The sequence below is a fragment of the Streptomyces sp. NPDC043952 genome (assembly GCF_056435325.1).
In genome coordinates this window covers 48,634-74,617 of sequence record NZ_JBWKES010000003.1, presented here as the reverse complement: position 1 = coordinate 74,617, position 25,984 = coordinate 48,634, and the positions used below count along the sequence as shown (strand labels likewise).

General features: G+C 73.3%; 24 protein-coding genes. 10 read left to right on the top strand and 14 right to left on the bottom strand.

The window, feature by feature from the left end; genetic code table 11:
* Window positions 1–213 precede the first annotated feature (213 nt).
* A complete protein-coding gene (locus tag AC069R_RS04140; RefSeq protein WP_478764744.1) occupies window positions 214–2,835 on the top strand; it encodes a SpoIIE family protein phosphatase in 2,622 nt (873 codons plus the stop codon).
* A gap of 52 nt (window positions 2,836–2,887) precedes the next feature.
* Here the strand turns inward: AC069R_RS04140 and AC069R_RS04135 are convergent, their stop codons facing one another.
* The 3 genes from AC069R_RS04135 to AC069R_RS04125 are packed head-to-tail and all read right to left on the bottom strand — an operon-like array spanning window position 2,888 to window position 4,531.
* Window positions 2,888–3,388 (bottom strand): nucleoside deaminase, encoded by a 501-nt coding sequence (locus AC069R_RS04135; protein ID WP_478764343.1) that lies wholly within the window; start codon window positions 3,386–3,388, stop codon window positions 2,888–2,890.
* Between the two features lie 31 nt (window positions 3,389–3,419).
* Window positions 3,420–3,890, bottom strand: coding sequence for a cyanase (gene cynS, locus AC069R_RS04130; RefSeq protein WP_478764341.1), 471 nt, complete (start codon window positions 3,888–3,890; stop codon window positions 3,420–3,422).
* Window positions 3,891–3,946: 56 nt separating this feature from the next.
* Entirely contained in the window at window positions 3,947–4,531 is a 585-nt protein-coding gene (locus tag AC069R_RS04125; RefSeq protein ID WP_478764339.1) for a carbonic anhydrase, read from the bottom strand.
* A gap of 126 nt (window positions 4,532–4,657) precedes the next feature.
* Between AC069R_RS04125 and cynR the strand changes: the two genes are divergently transcribed.
* Window positions 4,658–5,575: a transcriptional regulator CynR gene (cynR, locus tag AC069R_RS04120; RefSeq protein ID WP_478764337.1), complete on the top strand. Its 918-nt coding sequence runs from the start codon at window positions 4,658–4,660 to the stop codon at window positions 5,573–5,575.
* A gap of 46 nt (window positions 5,576–5,621) precedes the next feature.
* On the opposite strand, the gene AC069R_RS04115 is transcribed toward cynR, so the two are convergent.
* A complete protein-coding gene (locus tag AC069R_RS04115; RefSeq protein WP_478764335.1) occupies window positions 5,622–5,855 on the bottom strand; it encodes a hypothetical protein in 234 nt (77 codons plus the stop codon).
* An 82-nt stretch (window positions 5,856–5,937) separates the two neighbouring features.
* A complete protein-coding gene (locus AC069R_RS04110) occupies window positions 5,938–7,782 on the bottom strand; it encodes a glycoside hydrolase family 15 protein (RefSeq protein WP_478764333.1) in 1,845 nt (614 codons plus the stop codon).
* A 208-nt stretch (window positions 7,783–7,990) separates the two neighbouring features.
* Between AC069R_RS04110 and AC069R_RS04105 the strand changes: the two genes are divergently transcribed.
* Complete coding sequence (locus AC069R_RS04105; RefSeq protein WP_037652629.1) at window positions 7,991–8,197, top strand: hypothetical protein; 207 nt, start codon at window positions 7,991–7,993, stop codon at window positions 8,195–8,197.
* Window positions 8,198–8,378: 181 nt separating this feature from the next.
* On the opposite strand, the gene AC069R_RS04100 is transcribed toward AC069R_RS04105, so the two are convergent.
* The 4 genes from AC069R_RS04100 to efeU form a co-directional block, all read right to left on the bottom strand.
* Window positions 8,379–8,858, bottom strand: coding sequence for a DUF5709 domain-containing protein (locus AC069R_RS04100; protein WP_478764331.1), 480 nt, complete (start codon window positions 8,856–8,858; stop codon window positions 8,379–8,381).
* 109 nt (window positions 8,859–8,967) lie between these two features.
* Window positions 8,968–10,140 carry a Nickel transporter NicT gene (nicT, locus tag AC069R_RS04095; RefSeq protein ID WP_478764742.1) on the bottom strand — a complete coding sequence of 391 codons (1,173 nt, stop codon included), beginning with the start codon at window positions 10,138–10,140 and terminating at the stop codon, window positions 8,968–8,970.
* A 226-nt stretch (window positions 10,141–10,366) separates the two neighbouring features.
* A complete protein-coding gene (gene efeB, locus AC069R_RS04090) occupies window positions 10,367–11,638 on the bottom strand; it encodes an iron uptake transporter deferrochelatase/peroxidase subunit (RefSeq protein ID WP_478764330.1) in 1,272 nt (423 codons plus the stop codon).
* Between the two features lie 38 nt (window positions 11,639–11,676).
* Complete coding sequence (efeU, locus tag AC069R_RS04085) at window positions 11,677–13,818, bottom strand: iron uptake transporter permease EfeU (RefSeq protein WP_478764328.1); 2,142 nt, start codon at window positions 13,816–13,818, stop codon at window positions 11,677–11,679.
* Between the two features lie 211 nt (window positions 13,819–14,029).
* Between efeU and AC069R_RS04080 the strand changes: the two genes are divergently transcribed.
* Window positions 14,030–14,689, top strand: a complete 660-nt coding sequence (locus tag AC069R_RS04080) for a DedA family protein (RefSeq protein ID WP_478764326.1) — start codon at window positions 14,030–14,032, stop codon at window positions 14,687–14,689.
* A gap of 43 nt (window positions 14,690–14,732) precedes the next feature.
* Window positions 14,733–15,440 carry a phosphatase PAP2 family protein gene (locus AC069R_RS04075; RefSeq protein WP_478764324.1) on the top strand — a complete coding sequence of 236 codons (708 nt, stop codon included), beginning with the start codon at window positions 14,733–14,735 and terminating at the stop codon, window positions 15,438–15,440.
* Between the two features lie 134 nt (window positions 15,441–15,574).
* Here the strand turns inward: AC069R_RS04075 and AC069R_RS04070 are convergent, their stop codons facing one another.
* The 3 genes from AC069R_RS04070 to AC069R_RS04060 form a co-directional block, all read right to left on the bottom strand.
* The gene (locus AC069R_RS04070; RefSeq protein ID WP_478764322.1) at window positions 15,575–16,039 is read right to left on the bottom strand and encodes an ALF repeat-containing protein; all 465 of its coding nucleotides are present in this window, start codon (window positions 16,037–16,039) and stop codon (window positions 15,575–15,577) included.
* Between the two features lie 161 nt (window positions 16,040–16,200).
* Window positions 16,201–17,055, bottom strand: coding sequence for a proteasome subunit beta (gene prcB, locus AC069R_RS04065; RefSeq protein ID WP_478764320.1), 855 nt, complete (start codon window positions 17,053–17,055; stop codon window positions 16,201–16,203).
* A 26-nt stretch (window positions 17,056–17,081) separates the two neighbouring features.
* Entirely contained in the window at window positions 17,082–18,602 is a 1,521-nt protein-coding gene (locus AC069R_RS04060) for a hypothetical protein (RefSeq protein WP_478764319.1), read from the bottom strand.
* 164 nt (window positions 18,603–18,766) lie between these two features.
* Between AC069R_RS04060 and AC069R_RS04055 the strand changes: the two genes are divergently transcribed.
* Together AC069R_RS04055 and AC069R_RS04050 are read left to right on the top strand one after the other, a co-directional pair.
* Window positions 18,767–19,150, top strand: coding sequence for a BlaI/MecI/CopY family transcriptional regulator (locus tag AC069R_RS04055; RefSeq protein ID WP_478764317.1), 384 nt, complete (start codon window positions 18,767–18,769; stop codon window positions 19,148–19,150).
* A 101-nt stretch (window positions 19,151–19,251) separates the two neighbouring features.
* Window positions 19,252–20,139 carry a M48 family metalloprotease gene (locus AC069R_RS04050; protein WP_478764316.1) on the top strand — a complete coding sequence of 296 codons (888 nt, stop codon included), beginning with the start codon at window positions 19,252–19,254 and terminating at the stop codon, window positions 20,137–20,139.
* 32 nt (window positions 20,140–20,171) lie between these two features.
* On the opposite strand, the gene AC069R_RS04045 is transcribed toward AC069R_RS04050, so the two are convergent.
* Window positions 20,172–22,529 (bottom strand): glycoside hydrolase family 65 protein, encoded by a 2,358-nt coding sequence (locus tag AC069R_RS04045; RefSeq protein WP_478764314.1) that lies wholly within the window; start codon window positions 22,527–22,529, stop codon window positions 20,172–20,174.
* On the bottom strand, window positions 22,526–23,266 hold the full coding sequence (locus AC069R_RS04040; protein WP_478764313.1) for an HAD family hydrolase: 741 nt from the start codon (window positions 23,264–23,266) through the stop codon (window positions 22,526–22,528). Before AC069R_RS04040 ends, AC069R_RS04045 begins: the two co-directional genes overlap by 4 nt.
* A gap of 85 nt (window positions 23,267–23,351) precedes the next feature.
* On the opposite strand from AC069R_RS04040, the gene AC069R_RS04035 reads away from it, so the two are divergent.
* From AC069R_RS04035 to AC069R_RS04025, 3 genes are all read left to right on the top strand, one after another.
* On the top strand, window positions 23,352–24,035 hold the full coding sequence (locus AC069R_RS04035; protein ID WP_478764311.1) for a nucleoside/nucleotide kinase family protein: 684 nt from the start codon (window positions 23,352–23,354) through the stop codon (window positions 24,033–24,035).
* 121 nt (window positions 24,036–24,156) lie between these two features.
* A complete protein-coding gene (locus tag AC069R_RS04030; protein WP_397982478.1) occupies window positions 24,157–25,074 on the top strand; it encodes a MurR/RpiR family transcriptional regulator in 918 nt (305 codons plus the stop codon).
* A 347-nt stretch (window positions 25,075–25,421) separates the two neighbouring features.
* Complete coding sequence (locus AC069R_RS04025; protein WP_397987095.1) at window positions 25,422–25,790, top strand: hypothetical protein; 369 nt, start codon at window positions 25,422–25,424, stop codon at window positions 25,788–25,790.
* The last annotated feature ends 194 nt before the right edge of the window (window positions 25,791–25,984 follow it).

Genomic DNA, 25,984 nt, shown 5'->3' with positions numbered 1-25,984 from the left:
GCGCTGCTTCACCCGGCGCGTCTCCTCCGCCTTTCCCGGCGCCCGCCGACCGGGGTGACGGTCTCGCCTGATGGCGCCGGGCAGTGTAGACATGGGCACATGGTGCGACTGCCCGGCCGGCCAGTGTCCCGGCCGCCCCGACCTTTCGGGCACCCGCGCGCACCACTGGCCCCGCCGCCGGACGGCCCCGGTGCGAACGGCGACCGGCCGGGGATGCTGTGGGCGGCGGTGACCGGGCGCAGCGTCGCCGGCCAGGTGTTCGTGCTCCAGGTCGTGATCGTGCTGCTGCTGGTGGTCTCCGCGGTGGTGGCCCAGGTGCTCCAGGTGCGCCACGACAGCGAGACCGAGGCCCGCAACCGCTCCCTCGCCGTGGCACAGACGTTCGCCAACGCGCCGGGCACGGCCGCCGCGCTGCGCTCACCGGATCCGACGGCGGTCCTCCAGCCGAAGGCCGAGGCCGCGCGCAAGGCGACCGGCGTGGACTTCATCGTCGTCATGAGCACGAAGGGCATCCGCTACACGCATCCCCACCCCGACCGCATAGGCAAGAAGTTCGTCGGCACCATCGGTCCGGCCGTGGCCGGCGGCACGGTCGTGGAGACCGTCAACGGCACGCTCGGCCCGCTGGTGCAGACCGTGGTCCCGGTCAAGGACACGCACGGCACCGTGGTCGGGCTGGTGTCGGCCGGGATCACCACCGCGCACGTGGGCGGGGCCGCCGACCAGCAGCTGCCCTTGCTGCTCGCCGCGGCCGCCGCGGCGCTCGCGCTGGCCACCGCGGGCACCGCGCTGGTCAGCAGACGGCTGCTGCGCCAGACGCACGGCCTCGGGCCGTACGAGATGACCCGGATGTACGAGCACCACGACGCGGTGCTGCACGCGGTCCGGGAGGGGGTGCTGATCGTCGGCCGCGACGGCCGGCTGCTGCTCGCCAACGACGAGGCGCAGCGCCTGCTGGACCTGCCCGCGAACGCCGAGCGCCGGCATGTCCTGGAGCTGGGCCTGGACGACGACACGGCGCGGCTGCTGGCCTCCGGGCGGTCGGCCACGGACGAGGTGCACCTGGTCAAGGACCGCCTCCTGGCGATCAACCAGCGGCCCACCGAGCTGCGCGGCGGCCCGGCCGGCAGTGTCGCCACGCTGCGCGACTCCACCGAGCTGCGGGCGGTGTCCGGGCGGGCGGAGGTGGCACGGGAGCGGCTGAACATGCTGTACGACGCCGGGGTGGGCATCGGCACCAGCCTGGACGTGACCCGCACCGCCGGGGAACTGGCGGAGCTGGCGGTGCCCCGGTTCGCGGACTTCGCGACCGTGGACCTGTTCGAGCCGGTGCTGAACGGGGAGGAGCCGCGGCCCGGCAGCGATCTGCGCCGGGTGGCCTGTGTGGGCGTGCGCAAGGACTCCCCGCTGTACCCGGTGGACCACCGGATCCGGTTCGTGCCGACCTCGCCGCAGGCCCACAGCCTGACGACCGGGCGGTCGGTGGTGGAGCCGCGGCTGCGCGAGGCGCCGGGCTGGCGGGCGCAGGAGCCGGAGCGCACGGACAAGGTGCTGGAGTACGGCATCCACTCGCTGATCACCGTGCCGCTGCGGGCCGGGAGCCTGGTCCTCGGCGTGGCGAACTTCTGGCGTGCGGAGAAGCCGCAGCCGTTCGACACCGAGGAGCTGGCACTCGCGGAGGAGCTGGTGGCGCGGGCGGCGGTGTCCATCGACAACGCCCGCCGGTACACGCGCGAGCACAGCATGGCGGTGACGCTCCAGCGCAGCCTGCTGCCGCGGACGCTGCCCGAGCAGGGGGCGCTGGAGATCGCCTACCGGTATCTGCCGGCGCAGTCCGGGGTGGGCGGCGACTGGTTCGACGTGCTGCCGCTGTCCGGGGCGCGGGTGGCGCTTGTGGTGGGCGATGTGGTGGGGCACGGGTTGCACGCGGCGGCGACCATGGGGCGGCTGCGCACGGCCGTGCACAACTTCTCCGCGCTGGACCTGCCCCCCGATGAACTGCTCGGTCTGCTGGACGAACTGGTGGGCCGGATCGACCAGGACGAGAACCCGGACGAGGGCGCCGCGGTGACCGGCGCGACCTGCCTGTACGCGGTGTACGACCCGGTGTCGCGGCGGTGCACCATGGCCCGCGCGGGGCATCCGCCGCCCGCGCTGGCGCGTCCCGACGGGCGGGTGGAGTTCCCGGAGGTGCCGGCCGGGCCGCCGCTGGGTCTGGGCGGGCTGCCGTTCGAGACGGTCGATCTGGAGCTGGACGAGGGCAGCAGGCTGGTGCTGTACACGGACGGCCTGGTGGAGGACCGGGAGCGGGACATCGACGTCGGCCTGGAGCTGCTGGGCGACGCGCTGCGCCGGACACCGGACAGCTCCCCGGAGTCGACCTGCCGTACCGTGCTGGAGCTGATGCCGGGCCGGCCGAGCGACGACGTGGCGCTGATCGTGGCCCGGACGCGGGTGCTGGGCCCGGACCAGGTGGCCGAGTGGCAGGTGCCGTCCGATCCGGCTGCCGTCTCCGAGGTACGTTCCGCGGTCACCCGGACGCTGGACGCGTGGGGCCTGGACGAGCTGGCGTTCGCGACCGAGCTGATCCTCAGCGAGCTGGTCACCAACGCCATCCGCTACGGGCGGCCCCCGATCGGGGTACGGCTGCTGCGCGACCGCACCCTGATCTGCGAGGTCTCCGACCGCAGCACGACCTCCCCGCATCTGCGGTACGCGGCGAGCACCGACGAGGGCGGCCGGGGCCTGTTCCTGGTGGCGCAGGTCGCCGACCGCTGGGGCACCCGCTACACGCCGAACGGCAAGATCATCTGGGCGGAGCAGCCGCTGCCGTAGGGGCCGCTCCGCCCGCATTCCGCCGCCCGGATTCCGCCGTCCGGCGCGCCGGTCAGCCGGCGGTGGGTGCGCCGGTGACGCAGCGCTCGCCGCCGTTGCGGCGCTGCCACATCCGGTAGACCTCCACGGCGTCCGCGCGCGGCTCGTGCCGCATCGGCAGCCGGCGCTCGTCCCAGTTCTTGCCGAACTCCTCGTAGAAGGTGTCGAGTTCGAAGTATTTGCGGTCGTCGGCGTAGTGCGGTGCGTAGGCGTCGCGGGTGGTGAGGAAAACGACCTCGTCCGGCGAGCAGTAGTACAGCGAGCCCAGGCACATCGGGCAGGGGTGGGCGAGGACGTAGATGGTCGTCCCGGTCAGGTGCTCGGTGCCCAGCTTCACGCAGGCCTCGCGGATGGCGAGGATCTCCGCGTGTGCGGTGGGGTCGCCGGTCTGGGCGACCCGGTTGGGGCTCTCGGCGAGGAGCTCGCCGTCCTTGACGATGACGGTCGCGAAGGGGCGGCCGCCCTCGGCGACATTGCGGCGGGCGAGGTCGATGGTGCGCTGCACGAAGTCCACGCGGTCCTCCTGGGTGGTCGGGCGGGGCGGGTCAGAAGGGCTTGGTCGGCAGGTACTTGCCGTCCAGGGTGATGACGGCGCGCTCGCCGCCCTCGGGGTCGGCGACCTTCCTGACGTCGAGCCGGAAGTTGATCGCGGAGATGATGCCGTCGCCGAACTCCTCGTGGACCAGGGCCTTGAGGGTGGTGCCGTAGACCTGGAGCATCTCGTAGAAGCGGTAGATCGTCGGGTCGGTGGGGACCGTGCCGGGGATGGAGCCGCGGGTGGGGACGGTGGTCAGCAGCAGGGCGGCGTCCTGGTCGAGGCCGAGCAGTTCGGCGACGGCGCCGGCGGCGGGCGCGGGCAGGGCGTGCTGGCCGAGGACGGCGGCGGTGGTGAAGGCGACCGACAGGCCGCAGGCGTCGGCGATCTGCTGCCAGGAGAGGTTCTTGCGGGTCTTGGCCTCGACGGCGGCGGCGGCCAGGATCTGGCGGGCGGTGGGGTCGAACTGGGCGTGGATCACGGGGGGTTGTTCCTCACTGTGTGGATGGGGTGGGTACCGGACCGGGCCGGCAGGGATCAGGCCGCGAGCGGGGCGGCGGGGGTGAGGTCCTCGACGTGGCCGGTGGCGATGTCGAAGACCCAGCCGTGCACCGTGAGCTGCCGCCGCGCCAGGGCGCGGGCGACGCTGGGATGGGTGGCGAGGTTGGCGAGCTGGGCCAGCACGTTCTGCCGGACCAGGGCGGGCACGTCCGCCGCGCCGGGGGTGCGGGCCACCGAGGTGTCGGCGAGCCGCAGCCAGTCGGCGACCGCGGGGGCGCCGCCGAGGTCGTGCCCGTGGGCGAGGGCGGTCATCGCGCCGCACGCGGAGTGCCCGCAGACGACGATGTCCCGCACGCCGAGCGTCCCGACGGCGTACTCGATGCTCGCCGCGACCCCGTCGGCGCCCGGAGTGCGGGCGGGGACGAGGTTGCCCGCGGTGCGGATGACGAACAGCTCGCCGGGCTCGCAGCCGGTGATCAGCTCGGGCACGACGCGGGCGTCGGAGCAGCCGATGAACAGCGTGTGCGGCGCGTGGTGCGCGGCCAGGCGGTGGAACAGCTCCCTCTTGGCGGGGAAGACGTCCTGCTGGAAGCGCGCGACGCCCTGAGCGAGGTCATGCATGGGTGACTCCCTTTCGTGGCGGCCCGACCCGTCGGGCCCGGCGAGAACCACCCTGCATGACCTCGGGCTATAGCGTCCAAGACGCACTAGGCATCGCTGCTATTGATGCCGTCTATAGTCGTGGTCATGGCCCTGGAACTGCGTCATCTGCGCTATCTGCTCGCCGTGGCCGAGCACGGCAACTTCACCCGTGCCGCCGAGGAGCTGCACATCTCCCAGCCCACGCTGTCCCAGCAGATCAAGCAGCTCGAACGGACCCTCGGCAGCCAGCTGCTCGACCGCACCGGGCGCACCGTGCGCCTCACCGACGCGGGCGAGGCGTACGCCCAGCACGCCCGCGCCGCGCTGCACCAGCTCGCCGCCGCCGAGCGGGCCGTCCACGATGTGCGCGACCTCTCGCGCGGGCGGCTGCGGCTGGCGGTCACCCCCACCTTCACGGCCTATCTCGTCGGCCCGCTCACCGCCGAGCTGCACGGCCGGCATCCCGGCATCACGCTGACCGTGCGGGAGACCACCCAGGACCGGATCGAAGCGGGGCTGCTGGCCGACGAGTTCGACCTCGGCATCGCCTTCCGGGGCGCCCACCTGCCCGGCATCACCGCGACCGATCTGTTCACCGAGACGCTCACCCTGGTCACCGGCGGCTCCGGCAACTCCCCTGATCCGGGAGGCGGTTCGGCCGCGCTGCCGGTACGCGCCCTCGCCGAGCGTCAACTCGCCCTGCTCAGCGGGGATTTCGCCACCCGCGGCCATATCGACGCGTACCTGGAGCGGCACGGCGTCAGCCCGCGCATCGCCGTCGAGGCGAACTCCATCCAGGCCCTGACCGAAGTCGTGCAGCGCACCCCTCTCGCCACCGTGCTGCCGGACGCGATCACCCACGACCACCCCCGCCTCACCCCCGTGCCCCTCGACCCCGCGCTGCCGGCCCGCACGGTCGCCCTTCTGGGCCGCGCCGACGCCTACCGCAGCGCGGCGACCGGCGCCTTCACCCGGCTCGTCCACGAGCTGGTGCGCGCCCGCGGATACACCAGGGCAGCCTGAAGCCGGGACGGGCTCACGGTCCCGTCCCGGCTCCGCGGCGGGATGGTCAGCCGCCGAGGCGCGCGCGCAGCAGCTGCTTGCCGAGTTCGGCGCCCTTGCGGCTGTCGGCCTGGGCCTTGCGGAACAGTTCCGCGGTCTCGTTGTCGCCGTCGCGCTCGGCGTCCTGGATGTAGGTCTCCAGGCGCAGCGCGTTGTTCAGGCACGACTCGACGTACCAGATCAGGTTGTAGTCCTTGTCGCGGGTGCCGGTGAGGTGGCCGGTCTCGCTGGTGCTGGTCATGCGGTTTTCCTCCTTCGGTCCCGTCTGTCGGCTTGTGCGCCTCGGGTACCCGTGCGGCCTGCCCGCACACGGGCCGGCGTGCTCAGCCGAGGGCGCGGTCGAGGTTGAAGGCGGCGCTGATCAGCGAGAGGTGGGTGAACGCTTGCGGGAAGTTGCCCTGTTGCTCGCCGGTGCGGCCGATTTCCTCGGCGTACAGGCCGAGATGGTTGGCGTAGGTGAGCATCTTCTCGAAGGCGAGGCGGGCCTCGTCCACCCGGCCGGCCCGCACCAGCGCCTCGACGTACCAGAAGGAGCAGATCGAGAAGGTGCCCTCGTCGCCGCGCAGCCCGTCGGGGCTGACCCTGGGATCGTAGCGGTAGACCAGCGAGTCCGAGACGAGTTCCTCGGTGAGGGCGTCCAGGGTGGACAGCCACTTGGGGTCGGTGGGGGCGATGAACTTGGCGAGCGGCATCATCAGGAGGGAGGCGTCCAGCACGTCGCCGTCCTCGTGCTGCACGAAGGCGTTGCGCCGGGCCGACCAGCCGCGGTCCATGATCCGCCGGTAGATGGCGTCGCGGGTCTGCCGCCAGCGCAGCAGCTCGGCGGGCAGCCCGCGCCGGTTGGCGAGCCGGATGGCGCGCTCCACCGCGACCCAGCACATCAGCCGCGAGTACAGGAAGTTCTTGCGCCCGCCGCGGGTCTCCCACACGCCCTCGTCCGGCTGATCCCAGTGCGCGCAGACCCATTCGACCAGGTGGGTCACGTCGTCCCACTGCGCGCTGGAGATGGGCTGGGCCCATTTGTCGAAGAGGTAGACGGAGTCGATCAGGGCGCCGTAGATGTCGAGCTGGAGCTGGTCGGCGGCGGCGTTGCCGACCCGGACCGGGGCCGAGCCCTGGTGGCCCTCCAGGTGGGGCAGCTCGCGTTCGGGCAGGTCGGTGCGGCCGTCGATGCCGTACATGATCTGGAGCGGGCCGGAGGCGGCGCCGTCGCCGGGGCTGATGTGGGTGGTGAGGAAGCGCATGAACGCCTCGGCCTCGCCGCTGAAACCGAGCCGCAGCAGCGCGTAGACGGCGAAGGCCGCGTCGCGCACCCAGACGTACCGGTAGTCCCAGTTGCGCTCGCCGCCGAGCTGCTCGGGCAGGCTGGTGGTGGGGGCGGCGACGATGGCGCCGGTGGGGGCGTAGGTGAGCAGCTTGAGGGTGAGGGCGGAGCGGTGCACCATCTCGCGCCAGCGGCCCCGGTAGCGGGACTGCTGGAGCCAGTGCCGCCAGTAGGCGACGGTCGCGTTGAACTCGTGCTCGGCCTCGGCGTGGGCGCAGCCGCGCGGGGCGAGGGCGGTGCCGGCCTGGTCGAGGGCGAACACCGCCGTCTCGCCCTCGCCGAGCTTGAACTCGGCGCGCGCGTCGCGGCCGTCGCACTCCACGGCCACGGTCGCGGTGAGCGCGAGCGCCAGGTCGGGCGACTCGAACAGCAGGGTGCCGTCCAGCTCGCGGACGGTGTGCGAGGCGGCGCCGTAGTCGAAGCGGGGGGCGACGAGGGCGCGGAAGGGCACATGGCCGCGCACGCACACCACGCGCCGGATCAGCCGGTGCCGTACCGCCTCGCAGGGCTGCCGGGCATCGGCGGTGACCGGCATGAAGTCCTGCACCTCGCCGACGCCCTCCTCGGTGAAGAACCGGGTGATCAGCACGTTGGTGTCGGGGAAGTAGAACTGTTTGGTGCGGGCCGGGACGGCGGCGGCCAGTTCGAAGCAGCCGCCGCGCTCGGCGTCCAGGATGGCCGCGAAGACGCTGGGCGAGTCGAAGGACGGAGAGCAGTACCAGTCGATGGTGCCGTTGCTGCCGACCAGGGCGACACTGCGCAGGTCGCCGATCAGGCCGTGTTCGGCGATCGGCAGGTAGCGGGGGCGGGCGGAGGTGTCCGCGGGGAACGGCGTCTGGCTCATCGGCGGCCTCCCGGTGCGGGTGCGCGATCTCGTCCGCGATGTCTCCAGCTTAGGAGCGAGTACGGCGCGGTGGAGTGGGCAGGCGCTTGTCACCCGTCACCGGCGTGCCTTCCGGATGCAGGGTGCGCCGCGGCGGGCAATGGTGAGAGTGTGCCCCGTTCGGCGGCACCGGCACGGATGCGGTCATCCGGACCGAGGAGGAGGCAACATGTCGACATCCGCAACGGGAGGGTCCCGGTCGCCCGACGACCACTGCACCCCGGACTCCCTGCTCCACTCGGCTCCCCAGCAGGACGTCACCCCGGAGGACCTGGTGATGGCGGCAGGCAGGGACGTCACCCCGAAGACGCTCGACTGGGCGCGCCGCAAGCTGGAGACGGAGGGTCCGTCGGCGATCGAGAAGCTGCTGCCGTAGCTTTTCCGGCGGGTGCCGGCCGGGCGGCTCGTGCGGCTCGGCCGGCACCCGTATGCCGCTCAGGGGGTCGCGCACCGTGCCGTCAGCCGTGGGTCGGCGGTGCCTTGGCGCGCCCGCGCGGCGGAGCTGCCGCCCTGCGCCCCTTCAGCCGGACCGCCCGGCGTCGGGCTGAACGCCCGCGTCACTCCGGCAGTTCGGTCTCGTCCGGTACGACGTGCACCGCGGCCTCCTCCGCGCCCGCCGCTCCCCCGTCGATGCCGACGTCCTCGGCGACCTCTTCCTTGGTCGTGTCGGAGCGTGTGCCCTCGTCGGGGGCCAGCAGGCGGCCCGCGCGGGTCCCGCCCGCCTCGGGGTCGACCGGTTCGCCCGCGCCGCCGGGCAGGTCGCCGATGCCGTCGCCGGCCGGCACCTCTGTGTCGGGGGCCTCCTGGCCGAGCCGCTGGTCCAGGCTCTCGCCCGCGCGCTGCTCGGCGGCGGTCGTCCCGTACTTGGTGACGCCGAGCGGGCGTTCCGGCGGCGAGTAGCCCTCGTCCAGCATGTCGTCGTACGAGCGTTCGCCGACCGTGTCCTGCGGGTCCAGGGGCGCGGCGTCCTCCTGCTCCTCGTTGGTCCCGGTGGGCTGGTAGGCGTCGTCCCCCATGGGGGTCTGCGCGTCGCTCATCGTCGGCTCCTTCCGTGCTCGCGCGGCGGTCCCGGTCCGCGTTTCCCGCAGCCGGGACATCAACCCCGCGAAAACCGGATCGGCCACCGGATCAGCCGGCGCGACCGCGTCAGTCGGCGGACTGCTCGGCCAGGTGCGAGGTCCACTTCTCCTCGATGCGGCCCGCCTTCCACACCAGCAGCGCGAGCGCCCAGGTGGCGAAGAACAGGCCCACGATGACGAAGCCGACCGTGTTGAGGTCGAGCCCGGCGACCCAGTCCCAGAAGAAGCCGTGCAGGTCCATCTTGTCGGCGAGGAGGCCGAGGAGTTCGACCGAGCCGATGATGAGGGCGACGGCGACGGACAGGCCGGTGATGGTGAGGTTGTAGTAGACCTTGCGGACCGGCTTGGAGAACGCCCAGCCGTAGGCGAAGTTCATGAACGATCCGTCGATGGTGTCCAGCAGCGACATCCCGGCCGCGAAGAGCACCGGCAGGGTCAGGATGGCGTACCAGGGCAGGCCGGAGGCGGCGCCGGAGCCGGCGAGGACCAGCAGGGCGATCTCGGTCGCGGTGTCGAAGCCGAGGCCGAACAGCAGGCCCAGCGGGTACATCTGCCAGGGCTTGCTGATCGAGTTGGTGACCCGGCCGAGCAGCCGGTTCATGAAGCCCCGGTTGTCGAGCTGGGCCTCCAGGGCGGCCTCGTCGTAGTGGCCGGTGCGCATCTTGCGGAAGACCTTCCAGATGCCGGCCAGGATGACGAGGTTGATCGCGGCGATGAGGTACAGGAAGGCGCCGGAGACGGTCGTACCGATGAGGCCGGTGATCTCGTGCAGATGCGAGTTGTCGTTCTGGACCGGTCCGGCCAGGGACTTCATGCCCAGGGAGAGCAGCAGGGCGAGGCCGAAGACGATGCTGGAGTGGCCGAGGGAGAACCAGAAGCCGACGGAGAGCGGGCGCTGCCCGGAGCCCATCAGCTTGCGGGTGGTGTTGTCGATGGCCGCGATGTGGTCGGCGTCGAAGGCGTGCCGCATGCCCAGGGTGTAGGCGGTCACGCCGATGCCGATGCCGAAGGCCGCCGGTTTTCCGGCAGAACCAGTGCCGACGCTGAAGTGCTGGGGCGCGATGACGCCGACCAGGGTGCCCCAGCCGATGACGTGCAGGGCCAGCACGAAGGCGGCCATCGAGCCGACCCTGATCCACTCCTGGCGCGTCATGGAGCGGCGCACACGTTGCCAGGGCGACGGCCTCGCGGCGTCGGCCCGGACGGGGAGGGACGGAGCGGAACCAGGGGCGGCCGTCATCGGGAGGGTCATTCCTAACGTCGTACGGGGTGCGGCTGCACACCACAGCCTTGTGCCATCATCCCGTACCTGCAACCCATGTGCAGTAAAGGCGGCGGCAGGCCTTTCCCATGGTCAGGAAAAGACCATGGGAAGGAAAAGGACCTGAGAAGGATGGGAAGGAAGGGGGCCGGGGAAGGAAAAGGCCGCTCCCCGGACGGGGAGCGGCGCGGCGGAGCCGGTCCGGTCAGGCGGAGAACATGCCCCGGCCCAGCCAGTCCCCGGTGTCCCGGACGCCGGGCAGGGCGAAGAAGTAGCCGCCGCCGGTCGGGGAGATGTAGTCCACCAGGGGTTCGTCGATCAGCCGGGTCTGCACGGCCTCGAACTGGCGCTTGACGTCCTGCTGGTAGCAGCAGAACACGAGGCCCATGTCGAGGTTGCCGACGTTGTCCGAGCCCCGGTCGTAGTTGTAGCCGCGGCGCAGGATGCGGGAGCTGTCCGACGCGGCGGTGCGCGGGTTGGCGAGCCGGATGTGGGCGTCCAGCGGGATCGCGTTGCCGTGCGGGTCCTTGGCGTAGTTCGGGGCGTCCGTCTCCTTGGCGCCGTCCAGCGGGGCGCCGGTGTCCTTGCGGCGGCCGAACATCTTCTCCTGCTCGGTGAGCGAGACCCGGTCCCAGAACTCGACCAGCATCCGGATGATCCGGATGACCTGGTAGCTGCCGCCGGCCGCCCAGGCGGGCTCGCCCTGCCCGGCGCCGACCCAGATCAGCTTGTTCGTCTCGCGCGCGGAGTTGACGTCCGGGTTGGCGATGCCGTCCTTGAAGCCGAGCAGATTGCGCTGCGCGCCGGTGGGCCGGGGCGCGTTCTGGAAGCCGTCGATGCGCCACTTGACCTGCATCGCGCCGCGGGTGTGCCGGGCGATGTCACGCAGCGCGTGCAGCACGGTGTCCCGGCTCTGGGCGCAGATCTGGAGGGAGAGGTCGCCGTGGCACTCGGCCGGGTTCAGGTTGTCGTTCGGGAAGGTCCGCATGGGGACGAGCCGGGCGGGCCTGGCCTTGGCGAGGCCGTAGCGGTCGTCGAAGAGGGAGGAGCCGACGCCCAGGGTGAGGGTGAGGCCGTCCGCGGGCACCTCGGGGCCGAGGATGCCGTTGTCGGCGGGCGGGGCGCCGACGCCGAGGTCATCGGGGGTGCCGCCGGAGGTGAGGAAGCGGGCCCGCTCGGTGATGGTCTTCAGCAGGTCGGCGAGTCCCTTCCGGTCGTCGGCTATGACGTCGAAGGAGACGAACGCGGCGGCCGCCGGCTGCGGGGTGATGATCCCGGCCTGGTGGGCGCCGTGGAAGGGCACCTTCGCACCGGCGTCCGGACCGCTCGGCCCCGCCTGGGCGGTGCCGCCGCTCTCGGCGAGCGCGAAGCCGCCGCCGGCCAGGACCGCTCCGGCGGCACCGGCGCCCAGCGCGCCGCGCACGAAGGAGCGGCGGGCGGGGCCGACGGGGCAGGACGGCGTGTCGGCGGTGGACATGGGCGGGTTCCCTTCGGGGTGCGGGTGCGCGGTGGTCATCAGGCGGACTTCCGGATCTCCAGCAGGTCCGGGATCGGGGCGAGGTCCTCCAGAAGCTGCCCGGTCGCCCCGTCGAGGCGCTGGCGGTCGGTGGTGGAGAGCTTCTCGACCGGGGTCCAGTGGCCGCCGTCGTGGGCCGCGTCCAGCAGCTTCTGCACCCGGTCGATGTCGGTGTCCACGGTGGGCAGCACCTTGGGGGCGCGGTGGGTGAGCAGCGGCGCGAGGACGGTGAGCAGCTCGCGGGTGCCGGCCAGGTTGGCGTCGGCGGTGGCGAGGTTGGTGCCGCTGCCCTCGTCGGTGTCGCCGGTCAGCTCGAACTGGAGGGTGTTCTCCAGGATCTCGTGGGCGCGCAGCGGCAGGTCGGCGGGGTCGAAGTCCTGGCTCGGGAAGGCCTTGCGCAGCCCGGCCACGTCCGCGGCGAGCTGCCGGGCGGGCCCGGTCAGCTCCTTGGCCGACTGGCCGTGCCACAGGCCGTACTCCAGGCGGAGGAAGCCGCTGAAGTCCTTGTCGTGCTCGCCGCCGGGCAGGCCGTCGGCGCGGCCGTCGATCTTCTGGTCGAAGTCCTCGAAGGTGCCGTAGGCGGCGCCGAGGGAGGCGTAGGTGCGGTGGGCGGTGAGCCAGTCGGTGCGCGCCGTGTCCAGGTGGCCGCCCTCGATGTCGTGCTGGAGGGTGCGGGTCTGGCCGACGAGGGTGTCCAGGCCCTTGCCGACGTACGTCTTGTACGACTTCAGGGGCGTGGCGAGGTCCTGCTCGGAGACGGGGGCGACCGGCTTGGCCGCGCCGCCGCCGGTGACGGTGACCGCCTTGGAGGTGACGGCCTTGCCGCTCGCGGGGACGCAGCGCCAGGCGTAGGTGCCGCCGGCAACGGTGGCGACGAGGTCGCGGGTGGTGCCGGGGGCGAGGCCCTCGATCTCGCCGTAGACCGCGTTGGTGGACGGGTCGACCAGGTAGACCTCGGAGGCCTGGCGGCCGGTGTTGTGCATCTGGAAGGTCTGCCGGCCGGGCTTGGGCGCGGTGAAGCCCTTGCCGCAGTCCGTCTCGGAGACGGCGACGGTCTGGTCGCCCGCGGGCTTGGGGCGGCCGAGGGCGACGAAGAGTCCGGCGACGACGGCGGGTACGGCGACCACGGCGGCCGGAACCACCCAGACCGGGCGGCGCCGGGCCGCGGGCTTCGGCGCGGGCTCGGGCGCGGCGTTGGAAGCGGGCTCCGTCTTGGGCGCGGGCTCCGTCTTGGGCGTGGGCTCCCTCTTGGCCGCGGGCTCGGCCCGGGAAGCGGATTCGGACTTCGGCGCGGATTCGGCCTTGGGCGCGGGCGCGGGCTTGGGCGCGCTGACGCGCACTCCGCGCACGAACAGGGTCATCACCACGGCGAGGTAGCCGACGTAGGCGACGACCTGGAGCCAGGTCATGGTGGGCATCAGGTTGAAGACGCCCTGGACCAGGGTGCTGTACCAGGAGCCGGCGTCGATGCTGCCGGCGAGGTCGACGGCGTAGGCCGTCTTGCCGGGCAGCACGCCGCCCTCCTGGAGGTCGCGCAGGCCGTAGCCGAGGACGCCCGCGGCGATGACGATCAGGACGGCGCCGGTGGCGGTGAAGAACTTCGTCAGGTTGATCTTCAGGACCCTGCGGTACAGGCCCCAGCACAGCCCCGCCGCGAGGACCAGGCCGATGGCGGCGCCGGTCAGCGGGCCCGCGGACTCGCCGGCCGCCTGGGCGGTGGTCCACAGGAACAGCGCGGTCTCCAGGCCCTCGCGGCCGACGGCCAGGAAGGAGGTGAGGACCAGCATGCCGGAGCCCATGGCGAGGGCACCGGTGACCTTCTGCTTCAGCTCGCTGGAGAGGTTGCGGGCCGAGCGGCGCATCCAGAACACCATGGCGGTGACGAACGCGACGGCGATCACGCTGAGGATGCCGCCGAACGCCTCCTGGGCGGTCTGGGGCATGGACGCGGCGGTGAAGGTGAGGACCGCGCCGAAGCTCATCGCGACGGCGATCGCGGCCAGCACGCCCGTCCACACCTGCGGCAGCCGGGAGCGCGCCTCGGCGCGGACCAGGGTCGCTACCAGGATGGAGACGATGAGTCCCGCTTCGAGCCCCTCCCGCAATCCGATCAGGAAACTCGGAAACGCGTCGTCCCACATGCCCTGCGGCCCTCCCGGAAATTAGCGAAGGCAAGCCTTACCTTCGCGACCATGATGACCACACCTCCGTACGCAACCGGTCACGAACGGGCAATCGGCGGGCAAAGTCCGGGAAGCAACCCCTGGCCGTGTTCGCCGGGACACCCGGCGAACGTCTACAAATGTGTAGTCACATGTTGTCGAAGCAAGTCGAAGGAAAGGGCGTGCGGCCGTGGCCACTCCCCCGCAACTGGCATCGCAGCTCGCGGTCAATGTGCTCGACGCCCACTCGCTGCTGGCCGCCTTCGGCGTGTTCGGCGTCGGCGTGGTGCTGTTCGCGGAGACGGGCCTGCTCATCGGGTTCTTCCTGCCGGGCGACTCGCTGCTGTTCACGGCGGGCCTGCTGTGCACCGGCGCGGCCGACCGCGGGCTGCACCTCTCGCTGGGCCCGCTCCTGGTCGCGGCGGCGCTCGGCGCGCTGGCGGGCTCCCAGTGCGGGTTCCTGATCGGCCGCAAGGCGGGCGGCGCGCTGCTGGCCCGCACCCGCTCGGCCAAACTGCGCGAGGGCGCGCGCCGCGCACAGGAGCTGCTGGACCGGTACGGCCACGCGAAGGCGATCGTGCTGGCCCGCTTCGTGCCGGTGGTGCGGACGGTGCTGAACCCGATGGCGGGCGCGCTCGGCGTGCCGGCCCGCACCTTCGCCCTGTGGCAGGTGCTCGGCGGCCTGGTCTGGAGCCTCGGCCTCACGCTGGGCGGGTACGCGCTGGGGTCGTCGATCCCGAACGTCGACAAGTACCTGCTGCCGGTGATCGCCCTGATCGTCCTGGTCTCGCTGAGCCCGCTCGCGGCGGAGGCGCTGCGTGCCCGCAGGGCGGCGAAGGAGACGCCGTGACGGGTCCGGTGCGATGGTCCATGGCGGCGGGAGCGTTCCGGGCGTGGCCGCCGCCGGCGTCGTGAGCCGCCGGGGGGCCGCGCTCGTCGCCGGTCTCGGTGTCTGCGCCTGGTCCGCGTTCGCGGCGCTGACCCTGATCGTGGTCGCGCGGCACGGCGCCCCGCTCCCGCCGGATCGCGCCCTGCACGCGTGGTCGCTCGGGCACCGCCCGCCGGTCGCGGTCGCCGTGGCACGCGGACTGACCGGCACGGGCACGGGGGCGGTGCCGTACGCGCTGGTGGTCGCGGCCGGACTGATCGCGGGCCGTACGACCCGGCAGCGGGGGGCCGCCGCCCTGCTGGGCCTGCTCTGCCTGGGCCTCGGCCAGGCCGTGCGGTACGGGGTGATGGAGCTGGTCGGCCGGGCCCGGCCGCCGTACCGGGACTGGCAGGCGCTCGCCTCCGGCTGGTCGTACCCCTCCGGGCACACCACCACCTCGGCCCTGACGGCCGGGCTGCTGATCACGGCGCTGTGGCTGCGCTCCCCGCGCGGCCGGGCCCCGATGACGCTGCTCGTCGCCTGCTGGGGCGCGGGGGTCGGGCTGACCCGGATCTTCCTCGGGGTGCACTGGTGCACCGATGTGCTGGGCGGCTGGCTGTTCGCGGCGGGCTGGCTCGCCCTGCTGCTCGTGGCGGCGGACCGCCGGCTGCCCGCCGCCCTCCGGCCCCACGCCCCGGCCCTCGATTCCGGCCCCGGCTCCGACGCACCCTAGGGAGATGCCAAGGCAGCTTTACAAGCTCCCCGCGGCCGGAACGGGCCCGCCCCCGCGCCCTCCTGGCCGCCGTCACCGGGCCGGACCTGGCCCGCGGACGTCTGACCGGCGTGTACGAGCACTGGCCCGGTACGTCAGGCGCCTGCCTCGTAGCGCCCGTGCTCCAGGAACGCGCGCAGGGCCTCGGGCGTGCCGTCGTCCAGGGCCCGTTCGGCCGCCGCGCGCACGGCCGCGCCGGTGGCCGGGTCGGCGAGGATGCGGAAGATCGCGACCCGGTCGTCCTCGGCCCGGGCGAGGCGGTAGCCGGTCTTCAGGAAGGCGCGCAGGGCGTCCACGGAACCGTCGTCCAGGGCGGCGTTCGCCTCCCGGATCACGGCCTTGTCCTGGTTCTGCTGCGCGTCGGCGAGGATGCGGAAGACCGCGACGCGGACGTCGTCGTCGGACATGTCGTCCACCGGTGTGGTGGAGCCGTCCGTCGCCGCCGCCAGGCTCGTGGTCGCGGCGGCGGGCGCGCCGGCGGCGAAGGCCGGGGCGGTGAGCAGCAGGGCGGGTACCAGCGCGGTGGCCGCGACGGTCAGGGCGGCGCGGGTCGGTCTCACGTGTGCACCTTCTTCGTGATGGTCCAGAAGCTCGGGATGTGTGCGGGGCGCGAGCGCCCCTTACGGGGGAATCTTGGCCCTGCCCAGCCCGGATTTCACTGCCGGAGCCCGGCAGTGTTCGGCCGCCGTTCACTGCCGTTCGCCTGACGCCCCGTAAGGGTTCAGGGCGCGGCGTGCGGGCCGTCCGGGCGGCTGTCGCGCCGGCGCACCATCTCGCGGCTCAGCTCCTCGGTCTCGGCCTCCGGCAGCCGTTCGTAGCCGGCCTCGGTGATGAACGCGAGGATCGGGAAGATACGGCGGTTGAGGTCGGGGCCACCGGTGGCCGAGTCGTCGTCGGCCGCGTCGTACAGCGCGTGCAGCGCGGCGAGGGCGGCCTCGCGGCGGGACAGGCCGGGCCGGTAGAGCTTCTTGAGCGCGCCGCGGGCGTACGGCGAGCCGGAGCCCTCGGCGTGGAACTCCCGCTTCTCGTACAGGCCGCCGGCCGCGTCGTAGGCGAAGATACGGCCGCCCTCTCCGGTGGGCGCGCCGAGGTCGTACCCGGCGAGCAGGGGGACGACGGCGAGGCCCTGCATGGCCTGGGCGAGGTTCTGCCGGATCATGGTCGCGAGGCGGGTCGCCTTCGCGCCCAGTGTCATCGGAATGCCCTCGATCTTCTCGAAGTGGGCCAACTCGACCTGGTAGAGCCGCACCATGTCGAGGGCGAGTCCGACGGTGCCGGCGAAGGCGACGGCCGTGTGGTCGTCGGCCGGGTGGACCTTCTCCAGGTCCCGCTGGGCGATCAGGTTGCCCATGGTGGCCCTGCGGTCCCCGGCGAGCAGTACCCCGTCGCCGTAGGTGAGCGCGAGGACCGTGGTGCCGTGCGGAAAGCTGTCCGGGGCGGCGCGCGTGCCGGGTGGCAGCGGGGCGGCGGTGGGCAGCAGGCGGGGGCGGTGGGCGGCCAGGAACTCGGCGAAGGACGAGCTTCCCGGCGTGAAGAACGCCTCGTCCATCAGTCCGGCGGTGTCGTTCCCCGTCATCTGCTTCCCCTCCATGACACGCGGTATCACCCGTGTCCTACCTGCCCCCGTGGCACCGGAAACTCTTTCCCGTGCCCCGGCGTGTGGTACAGCCGTCGGTTTTCGGCCGCGACCCAGGGCCAGCCGCGGGCGTACGCGGGCGGTTGTGCCCCCGCCGGCACGAGCGTGGCCGTCGGGATGCGCCGGGCGGTGCGCGCGATGGCGTCCGCCGTGGTGTCGGCGTTGGGGCCGGAGGTCGCGGCCGAGGAGCAGCCGGCGTAGAAGGCGACGGGCAGCGCGTCCTCGCCGGTGACCAGGCAGGGGGCGCGCACGCCGAGGCGGTGCAGGGTGGCGGCGGTGCGCGACCAGGAGCGGTGCCCGGCGGTCGCGACGTCCGCCGTGCGCACCAGGACGGTCAGTTGCGCCCCGAGGTGGACGGCGGACACCAGGCAGAGCGCGCCGGCGGTCACCGGGCGCCAGGGCCGGGGCGGGGCGCTCGCCAGGCGGAGCAGCGCGGCGGCGACGGGCAGGGCGAGCAGGGCGTAGGCGGGCAGCAGGAAGCGGGGGGCCGCGTAGCCGATCAGGAACAGGTAGGGGAAGGCGGCCGACGCGGCGCACACGAGCGGCAGCGCGGTGACCGCCGGGCGCCCGGCGCGGAGCGCGAACAGCAGGGCGAGCGCGGCGAGCAGGGGCAGCGCGCACCACCAGAAGGTGACGAGCGGGCCGGGCAGCGCGCCGGTGCAGGGCCGGCACAGGGTGCGCCCGCCCAGGCTGCGCAGCTGGTCCACGAGGGCGAGGTGCCAGCCGAGGCCGCCCTGGATCGCCGAGCCCTCGGACAGCCGGTGGAGCAGCCCGCCGTAGCGTACGTACGCCTCGATCACCCACTCGGCGGTGCCGGCCGCGAGCCCGGCGAGCAGCGCGGCCGTGCGCCGCCAGTGCCGGTGCCGGAGGCCGAGGGCGAGCAGCGGCAGGACGGCCCAGACTGCGTCCATGGGCCGCATCAGGCCCATCAGCGCGGCGCCCGCGGCCACGCCCCACGGCGCGGCCCGGCCGGCATCGGACGCGCCCGCGCGCAGGTACGCGCCGACCGTCACCAACGCCCCTACCGCGACCCAGTAGTTGGGCATGGCCTGGAGACCGTAGAAGAGGGTCACCCACAGGGAGGCGAACAGGGCGGCGCCGAGGGCGAGGACGCGGGGCGGGAACAGGCCGCGCCAGGTCCGCACCGCGAGGTACAGGGCGAGGCCGGACAGGGCGGCGAGGTAGCAGCGCAGCAGGACCGTCGAGGACGACCACGCGGCGACCGGCGCGACGAGCAGGGAGATGCCGCGGGCCCGTGGCGCGCTGAAGTAGGCGGCGGGCGCGCCACCGCCGACCTGGCTGACGTACACCGCCTCGTCCCAGCCGAGGCCCATGCCGGGGCGGACCAGGAGCAGTTGGGCCAGGGTGAAGGCCGCGGCGACGGCCGCGAGCGGGAGGGCGGCCCGTACCTTTTGGGCGCCGTCGGACGGCGGCCGGGAGCGGGCGGCCCGCGTCCCGGTGCGTACGGCCTCGGCGCTGCCGGTCATCATCCTCCCCTTCCCCCGGCTCCGGCCCCGGACGAGGCGGAACCCGAAAGGACCACCCCATCACAGAGCGGACGGGCAGCGCAGGCGAACCGCCGCTCACCGCGGTGTCCGGGAAGGCCGTACGGCCCCTCGGGCGCCGCCACTACGCGCTGTAAGGTTGGACCATGGCTGGCACAGGGTCCCGTGGCAGGGCGGAACGGCGCAGCGCCGGGGAGCTGGAGAGCGAGGTGCTGGCCGCCCTCTGGGCCACCGATCGGCCGCTCACCCCGGCGGAGATCCAGGCCGAGATCGGCGGCGATCTCGCGTACAACACGGTGCACACCATCCTCAAGCGCCTGTACGACAAGGGGCTGGTGCTCAGGGACGCGGACGGGCGGCGCGGCGCGTACCGTCCGGCGAAGAACGCGGCGGAGCTGACCGCCGAGGCCATGCACCAGGCCCTGGACCGGGGCCCGGACCCGATCGCCGCGCTCCAGCAGTTCGTGACGGGTCTGAGCCGCGAGGAGGAGCGGGCGCTGCGCGAACTGCTCGCCGGGGGCGACGCGTAGCGGGAAAGCGCGGCCCCCGCGCGGGGCCGGTACACGAAGTTCGGCACGAGGTTCGGCACACGAGGTTCCGCGCACGACGTCCACGACTTGAGGTCTCGCGCATGAGATTCGATGTGTACAGCCCGCTGGTGCTGTCGCTGCTGCTCGCCGCTGCGGCCCCGCTGACCGGCCGGTACGTCGCTCCGGCGGTGGCCGCGCGGGTGCTGGCCGCGGCCGCCGTGGTGACCGCGGGGGCCACCGTCTGGACGCTGGCGCTGCTCGGTGCCGCGCTGCTCGGGGACCTGCCGCCCGAGGCGCGCGGGGGCCACCGGGGCGGGGCGGCCGATCCGGTACCGGTGGTGATCGGGCTGGCCGCGTGTCTCGCGCTGGTCGTCGTCGCCGTGCGGCTGCGCCGTGCCGTACGGGCCGAGTGGCGCACCCGGCGGGCGCTGCGCCGGCTGTGCGCGGGGCAGCCCGCGGACACCGAGCTGATCGTGGCCGCCTCGGCGGTGCCGCGGGCGTGCGCGGTGCCCGGCCGGCCGGGCCGGATCCTGGTCACCTCGGCGATGCTGGGCGCGCTCGGGCCCGCCGAACGGCGGGTGCTCCTCGCGCACGAGCGGGCCCATCTCGCCCACCGGCACGACGTGCTGGTGACGGCGGCCGTCCTCGCGGCGGCGGCCGATCCGCTGCTGTGTCCGGTGCGTTCGGCCGTCGGCTACCTGGTGGAGCGGTGGGCCGACGAGCGGGCGGCGGCCGAGGTCGGCGACCGCCGTACCGCCGCGCTGGCGCTGGCGCGGGCCGCGCTCACCGCGCAGCGTGGCGGCGAGGTGTGTGCGCTGCACTTCGCCGACCGCGCCGTCACCCGCCGTATCGCCGCCCTCCAGGCCGCCCCGCAGCCGAGCCTGGGCTCCGCCACGCTCGCCGTCCTCGCGCTCAGTACCCTGCCACCACTGCTGGCGGCCGACGCCACCGGCGACCTCTTCCGGCTGCTGACCGGCGCGCCGCTCTGAAGCGGACCGGCCCCCCGTGCAGACCTGGACGTTCAGGACCGCTGGTTCGGCACCCGGTGCCGCGGCTGCTGCGGCGCCGCCCTGCGGACGGTCGGGGGTACGGCGCGCACGGCCGGCTCGCTCGTGGTCACCGTCACCTCCTCACCGTGGTGCCGCAGGCTCAGCGGCGGCCCGTCGAGCAGCGCGTACGTCGTCTTGTCCGCGTCGATCTCCACCCGCAGCCTGCGGCCCCGGAACTGCACGTGGAAGGCGAGCCGGGAGAGCCGTTCGGGCAACCGGGGGGCGAAGCGCAGCCGTTCGCCGTCGCGGCGCATCCCGCCGAAGCCCGCCACCAGCGCCATCCAGGTACCGGCGAGCGAGGCGATGTGCAGCCCGTCGCGGGTGTTGTGCTCCAGGTCGTGCAGGTCCATCAAGGCCGCCTCGGCCGTGTAGTCGTAGGCGAGGTCGAGATGGCCGGTCCGGGCGGCGACGACGGCCTGGCAGCAGGCGGACAGTGAGGAGTCGCGCACGGTCAGCGGCTCGTAGTAGGCGAAGTTCCGGGCGATCTGCTCCTCGTCGTACCGCTCGCTGAACCAGGCGTCGCAGGTGTACAGCGCCAGGACCAAGTCGGCCTGTTTGACGACCTGTTTGCGGTAGAGGTCGAAGTACGGGAAGTGCAGCAGCAGCGGGTACTGGTCGGCGCGGGTGCCCTCGAAGTCCCAGCGCTGGTAGCGGGTGAACCCCGCGTGCTGTTCGTGCACCCCGAGTTCGGCGTTGTACGGCACGTGCATCGCCTCGGCCGCGTCCCGCCAGGCCGCGCTCTCCTCCTCGTCCACCCCGAGCCGGGCGGCCTCGCGCGGATGGCGTTCGACGGCTTCGGCGGCGGCCAGCAGGTTCTGACGTGCCATCAGGTTTGTGTACGTGTTGTCGTCGGCGACCGCGCTGTACTCGTCGGGTCCGGTGACGCCGTCGAGATGGTAGACGCCGTGCGCGTCGTGGTGGCCGAGCGAGCGCCACAACCGGGCCGTCTCCACCAGGAGTTCGACCCCGGCCTCGCGTTCGAAGGCGGTGTCGCCGGTGGCCTCGACATAGCGGACGACGGCGTCGGCGATGTCGGCGTTCACATGGAAGGCGGCGGTACCGGCCGGCCAGTACGCCGAGCCCTCCGGTCCGGCGATGGTCCGCCAGGGGAACGCGGCACCGGCGAGCCCCAGTTGGGCGGCGCGCTCGCGGGCCTCGTCCAGGGTGCCGTGCCGCCAGCGCAGCGCCTCGGCGACGGCGGCGGGCGCGGTGTGGGTGAGCAACGGCAGCACGAACATCTCGGTGTCCCAGAAGGCGTGCCCGTCGTAGCCGGAGCCGGTCAGGCCCTTCGCGGGTATCGCGCGCCGCTCCGCGCGGGCCCCGGCCTGCAGGACGTGGAACAGGGCGAACCGTACGGCCTGCTGGATCTCCTCGTCGCCGGTGACCTCGACGTCGGCGCGCGCCCAGAAGTCGTCCAGGCAGGCCCGCTGGTCGGCGAGGAGGCCGGCCCAGCCGTCGTGGGCGGCGGCCGCGAGCGCGGCGTCGACCTGATCGGCCATCGCGGGCAGCGAACGGGCCGCGGACCAGCCGTGGGCGACCAGCTTCTCCACCCGCAGGCGCTGGCCGGGCTCCAGGACCGAGGTGACGGTCAGCCGGGCCAGGTCGGTGCCGCTCTCGCTGCGGGTGGTGGTGCGCTCGGGCCCGTCGACGACATGGTCGGCGGCGACCGCGACCCGCAGCCCGCTGCGCCGGGTCCGGTGCACCAGGCGCAGCCGGTTGCCCGTGGCGAGGTGGTCCTCCTGCTCCAGCGGCGACTGGAGCGCCATCGCGGCGCGCGGGTCGCCGTCGGAGCCGGGCAGGCTCTCGTTGGCGACCAGTTCGGACTGGATCACCACCCGGCTGCGGGCGTCGACGGCCTCCACCTCGTACGCCACGGCGGCCACCGCGCGCTGGGTGAGCGAGACCAGCCGGGTGGAGCGGACCCGCACGGTGGAGCCGGCCGGGGAGGTCCACTCGCAGGTGCGCTCCAGCACCCCGCGGCGCAGGTCGAGGACCCGCTCGTGGGCGGTGAGGCGGCCGTAGCGCAGGTCGAACGGCTCGTCGTCCACGAGCAGCCGCAGGATCTTGCCGTTGGTGATGTTGATGACGGTCTGGCCCGACTCCGGATTGCCGTACCCGGCCTCCGCGTACGGCAGCGGGTGCACCTCGTGCACGCCGTTGAGGTAGCTGCCGGGCAGTCCGTGCGGTTCGCCCTCGTCCAGATTGCCGCGCCAGCCGACATGGCCGTTGGACAGCGCGAACACGGACTCGCTCTGGGCGAGTACGTCGAGGTCGAGGGAGGTCTCGCGGACCGCCCACGGCTCGACGGCGTACGTCCCCTGGGTGATCACCGCTTGCCTCCCAGTTCCGCGAGGTCCGCCACGACGACGCTCGCGCCGTGCGCGTACAGGGCGTCGCGCTGGCCGACCCGGTCGAGCCCGACGACGTACCCGAAGCCGCCCGCGCGGCCCGCTTCCATGCCGGCCTGCGCGTCCTCGAAGACGGCCGCACGGGACGGTTCGACGCCGAGATCATGAGCGGCGGCGAGGAAGGTGTCGGGGTGCGGCTTGCCCGGCAGTTTCCGCTCGGCGGCCACGACGCCGTCGATACGGACGTCGAAGAAGTGCTCGGCGTCCACGGCCCGCAGCACGTCACGGCAGTTGGCGCTGGAGGAGACGATCGCGGTGCGCAGCCCCTCGGCGCGCACCGCCTCCAGGTAGCGCAGAGTGCCCTCGTACGCCTCGACGCCGCCGGTGCGGATCCGCTCCAGGAGCAGCTCGTTCTTCCGGTTGCCGAGGCCGTTGACGGTCAGGGCGTCCGGCGGGTCGTCCGGCGTGCCCTCCGGCAGCTTGATGCCGCGCGAGTCGAGGAAGGCGCGCACCCCGTCGGCGCGCGGGCGGCCGTCCACGTACTCGTCGTAGTCGGCGACCGCGTCGAACGGCCGCGCGTCCGCGCCCTCGTGGGAGCGCAGGAACGCGTCGAACGTCTCCTTCCACGCGGCCGCGTGCACCACGGCCGTCTTGGTGACGACGCCGTCGAGGTCGAACAGGCACGCCTGGATGTCATCGGGCAGACCGAGCTGAGTCATACCGAGGACTGTTCCCCATGAGCCGCGCTCCATCGGGTGTCCCACGCCACAATTTTCCCGGTTCCGGGGTGACAGACTCGTCCGTGTGCCCTTGACCTGTGACCGTGCGCCCCTGACCTTCGACGACCTCCTCGCGCGCGCCCGCGCACTCCCCCGAGGCGGCCGGCGCGCCCTGCTCGGCATCGCGGGCGGCCCCGGCGCGGGCAAGTCCACGCTGGCCGCGTGCCTGGTGCGGGCCCTGAACGCCGACGGGCCCGCGTGGGCCGCCCGGGTCCCGATGGACGGCTTCCACCTGGCCGACGCCGAACTCGACCGGCTGGGCCGCCGGGACCGCAAGGGCGCGCCGGACACCTTCGACCCGGCCGGGTACGCGGCGCTGCTGCGGCGGCTGCGCGAGGAGACCGGCGAGGTGGTGTACGCGCCCGGCTTCGAGCGGGTCCTGGAGCAGCCGCTGGCCGGTGCGATCCCGGTGCCGCCGGCCGTGCGCCTCGTGGTGACCGAGGGCAACTACCTTCTGCTCCAGGAGGGTTCGTGGGCGCGGGTGCGGCCGTGCCTGGACGAGGTCTGGTACTGCGAGCTGCCCGAGGAGGAGCGGATCCGCCGACTGGTGGCCCGGCACGTGGAGTTCGGCAAGGAGCCGGCGGCGGCGCGCGCCTGGGTGCTGGGCACGGATCAGCGCAACGCCGAGCTGGTGGCGGCGACGCGGGAGCGGGCGGATCTGCTGGTCCCGGCGGACGCGTCGGCGCCGCCGTCTCCCCCGGCCGGTTAGCGGCGCCGTCCGCCCCGGCTGCCCACCCGCGTTCCGGTTCCCTCGATTGCTGGTCAACCCGCTGGTCACGGCTTTGGGTGAGCTATGTTGAATGCTCGTGGGAGACAAAGGAGACGGACCGGTGCCCTCGCCGCAGCAGGCCCGCGCACAGGCATCAGCGATCACCTCGGGCAAGACCGCACCGGAGGCCGAGGCCGCCCCGACCTCTCAGCTCCGGGAGCTGTTCGACGGGCCCCGGCTGTCGCCGGGGCAGCGGCGGATCGCCCAGTACCTGATCGAGCACATCACCGAGGCCGCGTTCCTGTCGATCACCGAGCTGGCGGACCGGGTCGGGGTCAGCCAGCCGTCCGTGACCCGCTTCGCCGGTGCCGTCGGCTTCAGCGGCTACCCCGCCCTGCGTGAGCGGCTCCAGTCGATCGCGCTGAAGGCACTGGCCGGCGGGCCCGGCGAGCCGAACCGCGCCAACGAGCTCCAGGCGGCGGTGGACGCGGAGATCGCGAACCTGGAGAACCTGCGCCGGGACTTCGCCGACCCGGACCGGGTGATCCACGTCGGCCGCGAGCTGTCCCGCTCCACCCCGCTGACCGTGCTGGGCCTGCGCATCGCGGAGTCGCTGGCCGAGTACTTCGGGTACGCGGCGCGCCGTATCCACCCCGATGTACGGCTGGTCACGCGCGGCGGCAGCGTGGCCTACGACGCGCTGCTCCAGTCCCGCGAGGCCGGCGGCGCCTGGGTGCTGGCGTTCGCCATGCCGCGGCACTCGCTGGAGACCCTGGAGGCGGTCCGGGTGGCGCACCACGTCGGTCTGAAGGTCGCGCTGATCACCGACCTCGCGCTCGGACCGCTGGCGGACGAGGCCGACGTCACCTTCGCCACCGGCACCGGCTCCCGGCTGGTCTTCGACTCCTACGCCGCCCCGAACATGATGGCCGCGGCGCTGCTCCAGGCGATGACCGACGCCGATCCGGAGCGGACGCAGGCGCGGCTGGAGAAGTACGAGCAGGTGTCCGACCAGCACCAGTTCTTCGTCCGGGACTGAGCCGCCCCGCCCCGCAGCCGGGGACCGCAAGGTCCTGCGGCGGCGCCCCCACACTCGTGAAGATCTTGCGGGCACCGGGCGCCCGTAGCCGGATCTTTCGGCCCATATCGCGCATGAATGTTTTCATACGTCTTGCAAACTGCTCGGTATATATAAATACTCTGCTGGCGGATCGCCCGCGCGGACATCCCGACCGCCGTCACCTACCCGGACGGTGCCCGGTGTGTCCGGTGGTGCGGCGCCCCTGTGCCGCACCACCGGGCGGCCCCGGTCATCCCCTAGGCCGGGGCCGCCCGCTTCTCGTCGGACCACCCTCACGACGCCGCAGACCGGAAGTGACCATGCCCGTGACCATGCCCCTGACCAGCACGCGCATCAGCCCCGACTGGCCCTGCCAGGTCAAGACCCCCGGTTCGTACGACTGGGAGCGCTCGGCCGCCAAGTGGCTGCGCGAGCTGATCCCCGCGCGCTATGCCAGCTACCCGGCCCTGATCCGGCACCCCGTGCTGCTCGCCCGGCACGCGCAGATCCAGGTCGAGCAGGAGGTGCGGGTGGCCCGCACCGCGCTCCAGACGGCGCGGGCCGAACTGCCGATGCTCGGGCTGCCCGAGTCCGTCATCGAGCACACGATCAAGATGTACGCCGCCGAGGTGCTGCAACTCCAGCACATCGCCCGCAGCGTCCGCGCGGTCAGCACGGCCTTGGCCCGCCGCTGACGCGCACCCCGCCCACCGCCTGACGCGCACCCCGCCGGACCGTGACCGTCTCCGCCGGACGGCGGCTGCCCCCGCCGGACGGTGACCGAGGGTTCCGGGCCGCACCGGGCCGTCCCGGCCCACGTCGGAGCCGTCGCACGCCAGAGAGAGGGCGGGCGGGAGGCCGTAGCACTCCGGTCACCGTGACAAGTGAT